Here is a 13,784-nt window from a genome sequence, read left to right as displayed (position 1 = left end):
GTCATCATCCTTCTCTGTAGGAAATTGCTGTCACGGAGGGGTAGCCTGCGGTTTATTTGCCCTCAACCGACCGGAACCACCGCCAAAGTGCAGCGCGAGATGCAGACCGGCTTGCCGGCCTCGTCGCGGATGTCGATGGCCCAGACCTGGGTGCGGCGGCCGACGTGCACCGGCGTGGCGACTCCGATTACGTGCCCCGAGCGCACGCCGCGCAGGTGGTTGGCGTTGATTTCGAGCCCGACCACCATCTCGCCCTCGCCGACGTTGAGCTGGCCGGCGAGCGAGGCCAGCGTCTCGGCCAGGGCCACCGAGGCGCCGCCGTGCAGCAGTCCGAACGGCTGGTGCGTGCGCCGGTCGACCGGCATGCGGCCGACGACGCGCTGCTGGGTCGTTTCGGTCAGCTCGATGCCGAGGGCGGCGAGCAAGGTGTCCTGGGCGGCGACGGGATAGGTGGGCATGGGCACTCCGTGGAGAGGAAGGAATCGCCCAAGCTTAAGCCTTCGCCGATGCGCGTAGCCTCAGCCGTCCTCGGCGCGCCGATTCGCCACGCGCTCGAATAGCGGCCGCAGCAGTGCGTAGACGATCAGCGCCCAGGCCGGGGCCGCCACCGCCCAGGCGCCGATGCCGCCGAGCGCGATCACGCCGAATTCGCGCAGGCTCGCCCACGGCGCCTCGCTGAAGCGCGCCTGCAGTTCGGGTAGCGACAGGCTCAGATGTGGAGCGCCGAGCCACTCGCCGGCCTTGAGCAGCGGAACCAGCACGAGCAGCTGCAGGCCCGAGAGCAGGTAGTTCACGAACTGCATGAGCGGGTGATTGAGCCGGAACGCGGTTCCGGTGGCGAGGCACAGAACGGTCGTCGTGCCGAGCACCGGAAACAGGGCCAGCGCCGAGGCGATCGCCACCGACAGCGCGAGCTTGTGCGGCGTCGCGCCCTGCCGCAGCTGCGCGCTCACGAGCGCCTGGGCGCGTCGCCACAGGCTCGTGCGCGGAACTTCGGGCTCGGCCCCGGCCTGCACGTCAGTTCGGCTTCACGAGATCGATCTGCATGAGGTCGCAGCTGCCGGTGCGGAAGCCGCATTCGCAGTACGCGAGGTAATAGCGCCACATGCGCAGGAAGCGCTCGTCGAACTGCTGCACCACGGAATCGCGCACCGCGAGCACGTTGCGATGCCAGTGAGCGAGCGTCTCGGCGTAATCGAGCGCGTGGAAGCTCGCGTTTCCGGGCACCAGGCCGGCCTGGCTCGCGAGCTGCTGGAACAGCGTCGGCGTGCACAGCATGCCGCCCGGGAAGATGTACTTCTGGATGAAGTCGCGCTTGCTGCGGTACCGATCGAAGATGGATTCATCGATCGTGATGCCCTGGATCGCCGCGCGACCGCCCGGCTCGAGCGCCTGCTCGATCGCCTTGAAATAGCCCGGCCAGTAGCGCTCGCCGACCGCCTCGTACATTTCGATCGAGACCACGCGGTCGTATTGCTCGCGCACATCGCGATAGTCGCGAATCTCGAAGCGCACGCGATCGGCCATGCCGGCCGCCCGCGCGCGTCGCTGCGCCTCGGCGAGCTGCCCGTTCGACAGCGTGATCGAATGCACCGTGCAACCGTAATGCTGCGCCGCGTAGATCGCGAAGCCGCCCCAGCCCGACCCGATTTCGAGCACACGATGCCCGCGCGCCAGCTGCAGTCGCTCGGCCATCAGGCGGAACTTGTTGAGCGACGCATCGCGCAGGCTTTGCGCGGGCGACTCGAACACCGCGCTCGAATACGCCATCGTCTCGTCGAGCCAGAGCTCGTAGAAGGCGTTGCCGAGATCGTAGTGATATTCGATGTTGGCCTTGGAGCCGCGCTTGGTGTTCGCGCGCCGCTGGTGCTGAAGCCAGCCATACAGGCGGCCGAGCGCGTTGAACTCGAAAGGGCCCTTGTAATACGGCTCGTTGCGATACAGCACCATCAGCAGGCGCGTCAGATCGGGCGAATCCCAGCAACCGGCCAAGTACGCATCGCCGAAGCCGACTTCGCCGCCTTGCAGCACGTACCTGACGAGCGCCGCATCGTGAATGACGAGCTGCCCGTGCGGGCCCGGTTCACTGCCGCGAAACGAACGCTGCTCGCCGTTCGGCAGGCGCACGTCGAGGCTGCCGATGCGCAGGCCGCGCAGCATGTACAGCAGCACGCGCAGGCTCGGCGCGAGCGGACGTGCTTTCTTGGGCAGGTCGAGGCTCAGCTCGTCGGTCGCTTCGTTTTCGTTCACGTCATCTCCGCGGAAGGGGGCGGCGGCTTGCGGTGATAGCGGCCGCCGCGTAGCCAGATCTTGAGCGCCTGCCAGTGGATGCCCACAACGACCTTGAGCGTCATCCACGGCATGCGCAGCACTTGCAGCAGCAAATTGCGATCGCTCAGCGCGATGCACGAACCCGACAACGTCGCATCGAGAATCGGCTGGCCCTCGCGCGATTCGTGGATCACCACGCGCAAGCGCTCGGCCGGTTCGTCGAGCTCGAACTGATAGCGCCCGACCAGATCGAAGAACGGCGACACGTGGAAGCACTTGTCCTTGCCCTGCCGCAACGAATACGCGGCCGCGTCGGCCGCGGATGCAACCGGCAGCAGGTAGGCATGCGTCTCGCCGAAGGTGTTGTTGACCTCGGCGATCACCGCGCGCAGCTCGCCGTTCGCGTGCTCGCAATACCAGAGATTGATCGGATTGAACGCGAAGCCGAGCAGGCGCGGCAAGGTCAGCAGGCGAATGCGTCCGCCTTGCAGCTCGATCCCGGCCTGCGCGAGATGGCACTCGGCCCAGCCGCGCAAAGACACCTCGCGCTTGCGATCACCGTAGTCAGCGTCGTGCAGCGCGAGCAGGTTGAATCGGTTGCGCGAAAAGCCGCGCAGTCCCGCGGCGAGCTCGTCGATGCGATCGACGTCGACGAGCAGATAAAAGAGCCGATAGGTGAAGCGATAGAACGGAGCGATGCGGCGCCGGTGCATGACCTGCGCGGCGTACAGCCAGCCCGCCGCTTCGCCTCGCGCCGGTGAACTCACAGACGGGCCCAGCCCGGCAGGCAGTCGCGATCGATGCCGGCCACGGCGCGCAAGCCCGACGTGAACCCATCTTCGTGGAAGCCGTAGCGCGTCCAGGCGCCCGCCCACCAGATGCGGCGGCGGCCCTGGATCGCCGGCAGACGCCGCTGCGCGGCGACGGTCTGCGTGTCGTAGAGCGGATGTTCGTAGCGCGTGTGGTACAGCACGGTGGCCGCGCGCGGCTCATGCGGCGGATTCAGCGAGACGATGTAGGGCGTGCGGCCCGGCAGGTTCTGCAACCGGTTCATCCAGTAGCTCACGCCGATGGGCTCGTCGCTGAGCGTATCGCGCGCGAGCAAGGCGTTCCAGGCCGACCAGGCCCGGCGACGGCGCGGCATCAGCGAGGCATCGGTGTGCAGCCAGGCGCGGTTGCCGGCGTAGCGGATGCAGCGCAGGACATCGCATTCGTCGTCGTCGGCATCGCGCAGCATGCGCAGCGCCTGGTCGCCGTGCGTCGCGCAGACCACCGCATCGAAGCGTGTCTCGCCTTCGTCGGTGAAGACGCTCACGCCGTTCAAGTCGCGCTGCAGTGCCCGCACCGGCGTGTTCGCCCGCAGCTGCCCGCGAAAACCCGCGAGCAGTTTGTCGACGTAGACACGCGAGCCGCCCGTAATGGTCTGCCATTGCGGGCGTTCGTAGACGTTGAGCAGGCCATGGCTATCGAAAAAGCGCGCGAAGAACGGAAACGGGAACGCCATCACGCCGCGCGTCGAGGTGCTCCAGATCGGCCCGGCCATCGCGGCGACGTAGCGCACGCGCAGGCTCATCGGGTAATGGCCGCGATCGAGGAACTCGCCGAGCGTGATGTCGGGCAGCCGATCTTCGGTGATCAGCTGCTTGACCTCTTTGTTGAAGCGCAGCACCGCGAGCAGCATGCGGATGTGCTCGGGCGAGAACATCAGCGAGGGCTGGGCGAAGATCTTCGCGAGGTTTTCGTCGCCAGCCCATTCGATGCGGCCGTTGTCGACGCTGACGCCGAGCGACATGTCGGTGTTCTGCCGGGCGACTCCGAGCTCGTCGAGAAACGGATAGAAGTTCGGATAGTTGACCGGGTTGCAGACGATGAAGCCGGTGTCGATGGCCAGCTTGCCGCCGCGGCCGTCATCGACCTCGACGGTGTTGGTGTGCCCGCCGATGCGGGTGCTGGCTTCGAACAGCGAGACTTGATGCCGCCGGGACAGATAGTGCGCCGCGCCGAGACCGGAGATTCCGCTGCCGATGACTGCAATCTTCATGTGACTTTGTGTTTGATATTATTTTCATTGTGAAATCACAAATCACAACGGCCGACCGCGACGCGGCCTGCCTTGCTGTCTACGCGGCGCAGCCGCAGCAGGATGCAAGGCCGCGCCGGAAGCCGATGAAACTTCAGGGATTCAAGGCCTCAGCAGCGGCTCGAGGCGAGGCCAGACCGCTTCGAGCATCAGCGGCTGCGAGGCGGCCGACGGATGGATGCCGTCGTCCTGGAAGGCCCCGTCCTTGCCGACCAGCGAGAGCAGGAAGAACGGCACGAGCGGCACCTGCTTGGCCTCGGCCACCTGCTTGAAGCTGTCCGCAAAGCCCTTGGTGTAGGCCGCGCCGTAGTTCGGCGGGATCATGATTTCGAACAGCAGCACCTGCGCCCCGCTCGCGCGCGCCTTGTCGACCAGCGCCGTCAGGTTCTCGCGCATGGCCTTGAGCGGCAGGCCGCGCAGGCCGTCGTTGCCGCCGAGTTCGATCAGAACGATCTGCGGCCGGTTCCGGTCCAAGGCCGCAGGCAGTCGGGCCAGACCGCCCGAAGTGGTGTCTCCGGAAACGCTCGCGTTGGCGACCTTGTGCGGAAACCCTTCGGCTTTGAGCTTGCTTTGCAGCAGGCTGACCCAACCCACTTGAGCATCGAGCCCGTAACCGGCGGACAGGCTGTCGCCGAGCACGAGGATGGTCGGCTGAGCCGTCGGCGTCTTTTCGGCGGCGACGGCCCGCATCGGCAGCGAAGCGAACGCGGCACCACAAGCAACGGCAAGGATCAGGATGAGCGAACGGGAGCTGGAACCTAGAGCGGAAACGGCGCGAGACCAGGCGGGCATGAACGAGTCCGGGCGGGCGGTGGTGGAAGCGGTCGCGGTGAGCAAGCGCGTGCGCAGCGGGCAGAGCGAGTTGACGATACTGGAGGCGGTGGACTTGCGCATCGCTGAAGGCCAGAGCGTCGCCATCGTCGGCAGCAGCGGCTCGGGCAAGACCACCTTGCTGTCACTGCTCGCCGGACTCGACCTGCCCACGCACGGCGAAATCCGGCTCGATGGCGAGTCGCTGTCGGGCCTCGACGAAGACGCGCGCGCCGCACTGCGCGCCGGGCGCGTCGGCTTCGTGTTCCAGTCGTTCCAGCTGCTCGGCGGCTTCACCGCGATCGAGAACGTGATGCTGCCGGCCGAACTCGCGGGCCTGGCCGATGCGGGCGAGCGCGCGAAGGCGGCGCTCGATCGCGTCGGCTTGTCGGCGCGCCTGAATCACTATCCGTATCAGCTGTCGGGCGGCGAGCAGCAGCGCGTCGCCATCGCGCGCGCCTACTGCAGCGAGCCGCGCATCCTGTTCGCGGACGAACCAACCGGCAATCTCGACCACGACACCGGCGAGCGCATCGTCCAGCAGCTGTTCGAGCTCAACCGCGTGTCGGGCACCACGCTCGTGCTCGTCACGCACGACCGCGCGCTCGCGGCGCGCTGCGATCGCCAGCTCACCTTGAGCCACGGGCGACTCGTCGAATGAGCGCTTCGACTTCCGCGAACGCCGGCTGGGCCGAGGCGCTGCGCTTCTCGGCGCGACGGCTGCGACGCGGCTGGCGCAGCGGCGAGCTGCTGATCCTCACGCTCGCGCTCGTGGTCTCGGTGGCCTCGGCCTCGGCGGTCGGACTGTTCAGCGATCGCGTGCGCCGCGCGGTCACGCAGCAGAGCGGTGACGCGATCGGCGCCGATGCGATCATCAGCAGCCGCACGGCCCTGCCCGAAGCCAGGCTCGACGAGTTGCGCACACTGGGCCTGCGCACCGCGCGCGTCACCGAACTGCAGTCGGTGATCCTGTCCGGCGAGGACACGCTGCTGGTCGCGGTGAAAGCCGCCGAGCCGGGCTATCCGCTGCGCGGCGCCCTGCGCATCGCCGAGCAGCCGTTCGCGCCCGCGCACGAGACGCGCGAGGTGCCAGGCATCGATGAAGTCTGGATCGATGCGCGCGCCTGGCAGACGCTGCAATTGCAGCCCGGCGCGAGCCTGCAGCTCGGCGAATCGACCTTCCGCGTCACCGGCGTGATCGAGTACGAACCCGATCGCGGGGCCGGCTTCACCGACCTGGCGCCGCGCGCGCTGATCAACGCGCAGGCCCTGCCTGCGACCCAGCTCGTCGGCGTCGGCAGCCGCACGCAGAACGCGGTGCTGCTCGCGGGCGAACCCGCGCAGCTCGACGCGGCCGAGAAGCTCGAGCTGCCGCAGGGCGCACGCTTCATGCGCCCGGACCAGGCGCGGCCCGAAGTCGGACGCGCGCTCGGGGCGGCGGGTCAGTTCCTCGACATCGCGGTGCTCGCCGCGATCCTGCTGTCGGCGGCGGCAGTCGCGCTGTCGGCGCGCCAGCACGGCCAGCGCCAGCGCGATGAAGTCGCGCTGCTCAAATGCCTCGGCGCGAGTTCGCGCTACGTCGGCGCGGTGCTGGTCTCGCAGCTGTTCCTGCTCGGGGCGATCGCGGGCCTGACCGGCGCGCTGATCGGCTTCGCGGGCCAGGCCGTGCTCGCCGGCCTGCTCGCGGCCTTCGTCGACGCGCCACTGCCGGCGCCCGCGATCACGCCGCTACTGACGGCCTGGGCGCTCGAACTCGTGCTGCTGCTGGGCTTCGCGCTGCCGCCCGTGCTGCGCGCGCGCAGCGTTCCGCCGGTGCGCGTGTTCCAGCGCAATCTCGGCGAGGACCGCAGTCTCGTCGTCGGACTGCTCGCACTCGCGAGCGCGATCGGCCTGCTCTGGTGGCAGGCCGGCGATACCCGGCTGGCGGTTTCGGTGCTCGGTGGAGCGGTCGGCACCGCGCTCGTGCTCGGGGCTCTGGCCTGGGGCCTGGTCTGGGCGCTCACGCCCCTGCGGCGCGCCGGCCGCACGGCGCTGCGCTTCGGCCTCGGCAACGTCGCGCGCCGTCGCGGCGCGAGCGTCGGCCAGGTGGTCGCGCTCGGGGCCGCGCTGCTGTCGCTGCTACTGCTCGCGGTGGTCCAGCGCGATCTGCTCGACGCCTGGCGCAATCGCGTGCCGGCCGATGCGCCGAACCAGTTCCTGATCAACATCCAGCCCGAGCAGGTCGAGCCGCTCAGGCGATTCTTCGCCGATCGCGGCTATCCGGACATCGACCTCTGGCCGATGGCGCGCGGGCGCCTGATCGCGTTCAACGGCAAGCCGGTGACGGCCGACTCGTTCGACGATCCCGAAACGCGGCGCTGGATCAACCGCGAGTTCAACCTGTCGTGGACCGAGCGCTTCGGTGACGACAATCGCCTCGTCGAAGGCCAGTGGTGGGATGCCTCCGCGGCCGGCAAGCCCTGGCTGTCGGTCGACGACTACGTGGTCGAGCGCCTGCACGCCAAGATCGGCGACAAACTCACGCTCGCGATCGCGGACCGCGAGATCGAGCTCGAAGTCTTCAACGTGCGCGAGGTGAAGTGGGAGAGCTTCAAGCCGAACTTCTTCCTCGTGACGCCGCCCGGCACGCTCGATTCGGCCGCCGGTATGGCGCAGTACCTGACCGCGGTGCACGTCGGCGCGGACCAGCGCGGTCTGCTGCGCGATCTGATCAAGACCTTCCCGAACGTCACCGCCTTCGACATCGAGGCGACGATGAACCAGGTGCGCGGCATCGTCGATCGCGTCGTGCAGGCGGTGCAGTTCCTGTTCGCGTTCGCGCTCGCGGCCGGCGCCTGCGTGCTGCTCGCCGCGATCGAGAACACGCGCGCCGAACGGGTGCGCGAAACCGCGCTGCTGCGCACGCTCGGTGCAACGCGGCGCACGATCGCGATCGGCCTGGTCACCGAATACCTCGTGCTCGGCCTGCTCGCCGGACTCGTCGCGGCGGCCGCCGCGCAGATCATCGCCTGGGTGCTCGCGCGCGAGATATTCGAGCTGCCGTACACCTGGAGCCCGCTGCTGTGGATCGTCGGGGCCGTCGGCGGCGCGCTGCTGGTGGTCGCGCTGGGCTGGTGGTCGCTGCGCAAGGTGCTCGACACGCCGCCACGCGTGGTGCTGTCGGCCGGCGGCTGAGCACGCGATCACACCATAAAAGAAGGGCGGGTCTTTCGGACCCGCCCTGAATACAACACCCCTAGGAGATGAGCGGCCCGCAACCGAAGGGGGCGCGGACCACGATCCGTAACAGGTTCTGCAAAAGGCTTACCAACATCGGCGAGCGCGGGCGGCCGGCCGTGAAATACGGACGACGCCTGCGCAATGTGCGCGCGCCGCCATCGCCACCTCGGCCGACCGCGATGGCGATGGCGATGAACGAAACGCGGGTCGGTGCGGGGCCTGCGCCCAGCAAAAAGGGCGGATCTTGCGATCCGCCCCGGCTACGACAATAAGCTCGGTACGGTCCGCGACAACCGCGGACCGCGATCCGCCCTTACGGGTTGTAGGCCTTCTCGCCGTGTTCGGCGACGTCCAGACCCTCGCTCTCGGCTTCTTCGCTGGCGCGGATGCCGATGGTGAACTTGAGCAGCAGCAGGGTGACGGCCGAGACCACCGCGGAGAGCACGATGGCGACCAGCACGGCCTTGATCTGGATCAGGATCTGGCTGGAGGAGTAGCCGGCGACCAGTTCGACCCAGTTGTTGTACACGCCGACGCCGCCCTTGGCCGGGTCGACGTACACGCCCGTGAGCACGGCGCCGATGATGCCGCCGACCGCGTGAACGCCGAAGGCGTCGAGCGCGTCGTCATAGCCGAGCCACTTCTTGAGGTAGGCCACCGCGAAGAAGCAGACCACGCCGCAGAGCAGGCCGATGACCAGCGCGCCGTTCACGCCGACGAAACCGCAGGCCGGGGTGATGCCGACGAGGCCGGCGATGGCGCCCGAGATGATGCCCAGCAGCGAGGGCTTGCCCTTGAAGATCCACTCGGCGAAGAACCAGGCGATACCGGCAGCGGCGGTCGCGAAGGCCGTGTTGGCGAAGGCCAGAACCGCGTAACCGTTGGCTTCGAGGTTGGAGCCGGCGTTAAAGCCGAACCAGCCGAACCACAGCAACGAGGCACCGATCATGCTCATGACCAGGCTGTGCGGCGCCATCGGCACCTTGCCGTAGCCCGAACGCTTGCCGAGGATGATCGCGGCGACCAGACCGGCCACGCCGGCATTGATGTGCACCACGGTGCCGCCCGCGAAGTCGAGCGCGCCGAGCTGCCAGAGGTAACCGGCGGTGGCGTTGAGTTCATCGACCTTGGCCAGATCCGTATAGGAATCCGGGCCCGCCCACCACCAGACCATGTGGGCCATCGGCAGGTAGGACAGCGTGAACCAGACCACCGAGAAGATCAGCACGGCCTTGAACTTCATGCGCTCGGCGTAGGCGCCGGCGATGAGGGCCACGGTGATGCAGGCGAAGGTCATCTGGAACACCGCGAACAGCAGCTCCGGCAGCACCACGCCCTTGGAGAAGGTGGCGGTCGTCGTGAAGAAGCCGTTGGCGTCGTAAACCACGCCCTTGAGGAACATCTTGTCGAGCGTGCCGAAGAACGGGGCGCTGCCCGAGAAGGCGACCGAGTAGCCGTAGACCACCCAGAGCACGCCGATCAGGCAGAAGATCGCGAAGGTCTGCGTCATGGTCGACAGCATGTTCTTGCTGCGCACCATGCCGCCGTAGAACAGGGCCAGGCCCGGCAGCGACATCAGCAGCACGAACGCGGTGGAGGTCAACATCCAGGCCACATTGCCTTCGTTGAAGGTGGGGGCGGTGGGCTTGGTTTCTTCGGCCGGAGCTTCGGCGGCGGCTTCGACCGGCGCGGCAGCTTCGGCGGGAGCAGCTTCGGTGGCCGGCGCGGCTTCGGCGGCGGGCGCCTCGGCAGCGGCGGCGGGTGCTTCGTCCTGGGCCCAGACCGTGGCCGAACCGCAGGACGCGGCCAGCATCAAGGCCAGTACAAATTTACGAATCATGTTGGACATCTCCCCTGGATGATGAAGTTTAGAGCGCGTCTTTTCCGGTCTCGCCGGTGCGGATGCGCACCGCCTGCTCGAGACCAAAGACGAAGACCTTGCCGTCACCGATCTTTCCGGTGTGGGCGGCCTTGCTGATGGCGTCGATCGCCGCGTCGGTCTTGTCGTCGTCAACCGCGACTTCGATCTTGACCTTGGGCAGGAAATCGACCACGTACTCTGCTCCGCGATAGAGCTCGGTATGACCCTTCTGGCGGCCGAAACCTTTGACTTCGGTCACGGTGATGCCGGCGACGCCGATTTCCGACAGCGCTTCCCGCACCTCATCCAGCTTGAAAGGCTTGATGATGGCAGCAATTAATTTCATTGACTGAACTCCTTGAACAAGCTGCGATTTTTGGTGTGAAGGCACACACCGGAGGCCCCTAGCTCCCAAGCCTGCGGCAATGCTCTAAAGCATGGAATATGCCAATGGAATGAAACCGTCATTGCGGACCGATTGCAAACAGTTGGTGCATTGCGCACCAGATTCACACATCAAGCCCCGAAGCGGGGCGTTTGGCACCCAGAAGCGGGCGCCCCAATGCGCAATGCAGGAGAAATCAGCGCTTGAGACGCTCGTACGGATTCTTGGATCCGGCCGGCTGGCGGCGGTAGCGCTTGTAGCTCCACCAATATTGTTCGGGCAGGTGGGTCAGCACCGATTCGATGCCCTGATTGAGCGCCGCGACGCCGCGCACCGGGTCGTCGACCTGGCTCGGGGCCGGCGTCATGTGAAAACGGTAGCCGCTGCCGCGGCCGAGCCGCTCGGCATAGCAGAACCACACCGGCGCGCCGGTGCGCGAGGCCAGCCGCGTCACCAGCTCGGGCGTATGTGCGGGCAGGCCGAACAGCGGGGCGAACGCGCCGGCGCCCCAGGGCGGATCCTGGTCCGGCAGGATGCCCACCATCTGCCCGGCGCGCAGCGCCTGCAGCAGCGACTTCACGCCGCTGCCGGTGGTCGGCACGAGCTGGGCCCCGAGGCGCGAGCGGCCTTCGAAGATCACCGGGTCGACCGAGCCACCCTGCGGCTTGTACAGCGAGGTGATGCGCCCGACCGAAGCGCAGAACATGCCCGCGAGCTCCCAGCTGCCGATGTGCGGGCACAGGATGATCGCGCCCTTGTTGTCGGCCAGGATCGCCAGCAGCTGCCGGCGCGCATCGGCATCGTCGAGCCAGGACAGCAGCCGCGCCTTCGGGCCGAACCAGATCGCCGGCGCTTCGACCACGGCCTTGGCCATGTGGATCAGGCTGGTCTTGGCGATGGTCTCCCGGTCGCCCGCGGGCAGTTCGGCCAGGCACAGATCCAGGTGCAGCAGCGTCACGCGCTTGAGATCGTTCGGGACGAACCAGGCCAGCCGTCCGAGCAGCACGCCGAGCCCGTGCAGCAGAGGCAAGGGCAGATGGCCCAGGAGGATGAAAAGGGCGCGCAGAATAGAGGACATTGCCGCCATTCTAGTGCCAGTTCTCGAGTTGTCGCTGACAGCTTCGCCATGCCGCTGTTCGCAAAGTTCGCGCACCCGCTCGCCGCTGCCGCCCCTCCACTAACTAAGGAATCCTTCGGAACATGATCGGCCTGTTGCAGCGCGTGAGTTCGGCGCGCGTCGTCGTCGATGGCGAGACCACCGGCGAGATCGGCGCCGGCCTGCTGGTGCTCGTCGGCGTGCAGCGTCATGACGACGAAGCACGCGCCGCCCGGCTGCTGGAGCGCCTGCTCGGCTATCGCGTCTTCACCGACGACCAAGGCCGCATGAACCGCTCGCTCAAGGACATCGGCGGCGGGCTGCTGCTGGTTTCGCAGTTCACGCTCGCGGCCGATACCGGCAAGGGTACGCGCCCGGGCTTCAGCACCGCCGCCGAACCGGGCCGCGCACGCGAGCTGTTCGAGCATCTCGTCGATCTCGCGCGGCGGGCGCATCCGGTGGTCGCCACCGGCCGCTTCGGGGCCAACATGCAGGTGAGCCTGACCAACGATGGGCCGGTGACGTTCTGGCTCGAAACCTGAGCGGCACCCGAAAGTGAGAACCCGGGCATGAAAACGGCCGACGTTTGAGTTAAGCCCGGCGCGGAGTATCCTGTGCGCCCTTTTCGTACCCGCTCGTCATCGGACAGCCGTTGGGAATGCCAGCCCGCACCGCCAGCATCAGCCGCGACACCCGCGAGACGCAGATCCAGGTGTCGATCAATCTCGACGGCACCGGCCGCTCGGAACTCGACACCGGCGTTCCGTTCTTCGACCACATGCTCGACCAGGTCGCCCGCCACGGGCTCATCGACCTGAGCATCAAGGCGGTCGGCGATCTGCACATCGATGCGCACCACACGGTCGAAGACGTCGGCATCACGCTCGGCCAGGCGCTCGACAAGGCACTCGGCGACAAGCGCGGCGTGCGCCGCTACGGCCACGCCTACGTTCCGCTCGACGAGGCGCTCGCGCGCGTGGTCGTCGACCTGTCGGGCCGTCCGGGCCTGAGCTACAACGTGGAGTTTCCGCGCTCGATGATCGGCAGCTTCGATGTCGATCTGCTCAGCGAGTTCTTCCACGGCCTGGTCAACCACGCCAGGATCACGCTGCACATCGACTCGCTGCGCGGCGTCAACGCGCACCATGTCGCCGAGACCTGCTTCAAGGCCTTTGGCCGCGCCCTGCGCGCGGCGGTGGAAATGGACCCGCGCGCCGCGGACGCCATGCCATCGACCAAAGGCAGCCTCTAAAACTTCCCCTAAATTCTCCCTTCGTTTCTTCGAGCCGCGCATGGCCAGTATTGGCGTCATCGATTACGGGATGGGCAATCTGCATTCGCTGGGCAAGTCGCTCGAACGCGTCGCCGACAACCAGCGCATCGAGATTTCCTACGATCCCGAGAAACTGCTCAAGTGCGACCGGCTGGTGCTGCCGGGCGTCGGCGGCGTGCTCTGCTGCATGAACGAGCTGCGCCGCCTGGAGCTCAACGATCTGGTGATCGAGGCGAGCAAGAAGGTGCCGATGCTCGGCATCTGCCTCGGCATGCAGGTGATGCTCGAGCATTCGAACGAGAACGGCGGCGTCGACGCACTGGGCCTGTTCCCGGGCAAGGTCGTGCGCTTCCCCGATCCGCCGGCCGATGCGGCCGAGCGCCTCAAGGTGCCGCACATGGGCTGGAACCGCGTGCGCCAGTCCAGGCCGCATCCGCTGTGGAGAGGCATCGCCGACGACAGCTGGTTCTACTTCGTGCACAGCTATCACGCTGAGCCGACCAACCCCGAGCACACGCTCGGCGTTTCCGACTACGTGAGGCCGTTCGCGGCCGCCATCGCGCGCGACAATCTGGCCGCTTTCCAATTCCACCCGGAGAAGAGCCAGAACGCCGGACTCCGGCTGCTGGCAAATTTCACCGAATGGAACGGAGAGGTCTAAACCGCCGCTCCGTAGATGGCTTGCCAAGCGCCGCACGGATACGGCAGAGTCGAGCCATCACCCTTGGAACTTCCAACTCCGCCATCTGTCGCGATCCGTCGCGCTGATCCGCTTCCTCGCCTTCCGGC

The 13,784-nt window shown here is 67.2% G+C and carries 14 protein-coding genes; 5 read left to right on the top strand and 9 right to left on the bottom strand.

Features of this window, described 5'->3' with window-relative positions; genetic code table 11:
• Nucleotides 1–62: 62 nt before the first annotated feature.
• The 6 genes from AC3WUM_RS11125 to AC3WUM_RS11100 all read right to left on the bottom strand — a co-directional run bounded on the left by AC3WUM_RS11125 (nt 63) and on the right by AC3WUM_RS11100 (nt 5,041).
• Nucleotides 63–458: a hotdog fold thioesterase gene (locus tag AC3WUM_RS11125; protein WP_492410369.1), complete on the bottom strand. Its 396-nt coding sequence runs from the start codon at nt 456–458 to the stop codon at nt 63–65.
• A gap of 60 nt (nt 459–518) precedes the next feature.
• On the bottom strand, nt 519–1,016 hold the full coding sequence (locus AC3WUM_RS11120) for a DUF2062 domain-containing protein (protein WP_492410368.1): 498 nt from the start codon (nt 1,014–1,016) through the stop codon (nt 519–521).
• A gap of 1 nt (nt 1,017) precedes the next feature.
• Nucleotides 1,018–2,250 carry a class I SAM-dependent methyltransferase gene (locus tag AC3WUM_RS11115; protein WP_492410367.1) on the bottom strand — a complete coding sequence of 411 codons (1,233 nt, stop codon included), beginning with the start codon at nt 2,248–2,250 and terminating at the stop codon, nt 1,018–1,020.
• Nucleotides 2,247–3,038 carry a DUF1365 domain-containing protein gene (locus AC3WUM_RS11110; protein WP_492410366.1) on the bottom strand — a complete coding sequence of 264 codons (792 nt, stop codon included), beginning with the start codon at nt 3,036–3,038 and terminating at the stop codon, nt 2,247–2,249. Before AC3WUM_RS11110 ends, AC3WUM_RS11115 begins: the two co-directional genes overlap by 4 nt.
• Nucleotides 3,035–4,312, bottom strand: coding sequence for an NAD(P)/FAD-dependent oxidoreductase (locus tag AC3WUM_RS11105; RefSeq protein WP_492410365.1), 1,278 nt, complete (start codon nt 4,310–4,312; stop codon nt 3,035–3,037). Before AC3WUM_RS11105 ends, AC3WUM_RS11110 begins: the two co-directional genes overlap by 4 nt.
• 141 nt (nt 4,313–4,453) lie before the next feature.
• The gene (locus AC3WUM_RS11100) at nt 4,454–5,041 is read right to left on the bottom strand and encodes an arylesterase (protein ID WP_492410364.1); all 588 of its coding nucleotides are present in this window, start codon (nt 5,039–5,041) and stop codon (nt 4,454–4,456) included.
• 100 nt (nt 5,042–5,141) lie between these two features.
• Between AC3WUM_RS11100 and AC3WUM_RS11095 the strand changes: the two genes are divergently transcribed.
• A complete protein-coding gene (locus tag AC3WUM_RS11095) occupies nt 5,142–5,822 on the top strand; it encodes an ABC transporter ATP-binding protein (RefSeq protein ID WP_492410363.1) in 681 nt (226 codons plus the stop codon).
• A complete protein-coding gene (locus AC3WUM_RS11090; protein WP_492410362.1) occupies nt 5,819–8,335 on the top strand; it encodes an ABC transporter permease in 2,517 nt (838 codons plus the stop codon). The genes AC3WUM_RS11095 and AC3WUM_RS11090 overlap by 4 nt, the downstream gene beginning before the upstream one ends.
• A gap of 358 nt (nt 8,336–8,693) precedes the next feature.
• On the opposite strand, the gene AC3WUM_RS11085 is transcribed toward AC3WUM_RS11090, so the two are convergent.
• The 3 genes from AC3WUM_RS11085 to AC3WUM_RS11075 form a co-directional block, all read right to left on the bottom strand.
• Complete coding sequence (locus AC3WUM_RS11085) at nt 8,694–10,229, bottom strand: ammonium transporter (protein ID WP_492410361.1); 1,536 nt, start codon at nt 10,227–10,229, stop codon at nt 8,694–8,696.
• 19 nt (nt 10,230–10,248) lie between these two features.
• On the bottom strand, nt 10,249–10,587 hold the full coding sequence (gene glnK / locus AC3WUM_RS11080) for a P-II family nitrogen regulator (RefSeq protein WP_007184577.1): 339 nt from the start codon (nt 10,585–10,587) through the stop codon (nt 10,249–10,251).
• A gap of 235 nt (nt 10,588–10,822) precedes the next feature.
• Nucleotides 10,823–11,704 (bottom strand): lysophospholipid acyltransferase family protein, encoded by an 882-nt coding sequence (locus AC3WUM_RS11075; protein ID WP_492410359.1) that lies wholly within the window; start codon nt 11,702–11,704, stop codon nt 10,823–10,825.
• A 122-nt stretch (nt 11,705–11,826) separates the two neighbouring features.
• Here AC3WUM_RS11075 and dtd point away from each other — a divergent pair, with 122 nt between their 5' ends.
• From dtd to hisH, 3 genes are all read left to right on the top strand, one after another.
• Nucleotides 11,827–12,264 (top strand): D-aminoacyl-tRNA deacylase, encoded by a 438-nt coding sequence (dtd, locus tag AC3WUM_RS11070; protein WP_492410358.1) that lies wholly within the window; start codon nt 11,827–11,829, stop codon nt 12,262–12,264.
• Between the two features lie 116 nt (nt 12,265–12,380).
• Nucleotides 12,381–12,974 (top strand): imidazoleglycerol-phosphate dehydratase HisB, encoded by a 594-nt coding sequence (gene hisB, locus AC3WUM_RS11065; protein WP_492410357.1) that lies wholly within the window; start codon nt 12,381–12,383, stop codon nt 12,972–12,974.
• Between the two features lie 40 nt (nt 12,975–13,014).
• Nucleotides 13,015–13,656: an imidazole glycerol phosphate synthase subunit HisH gene (hisH, locus tag AC3WUM_RS11060; RefSeq protein ID WP_492410355.1), complete on the top strand. Its 642-nt coding sequence runs from the start codon at nt 13,015–13,017 to the stop codon at nt 13,654–13,656.
• Nucleotides 13,657–13,784 lie beyond the last annotated feature (128 nt).

This window comes from Hydrocarboniphaga sp. FW305-C-57, from assembly GCF_058783045.1.
Note: the sequence above shows the minus strand (reverse complement) of the source record. Positions and strands in the feature narration are given on the sequence as shown.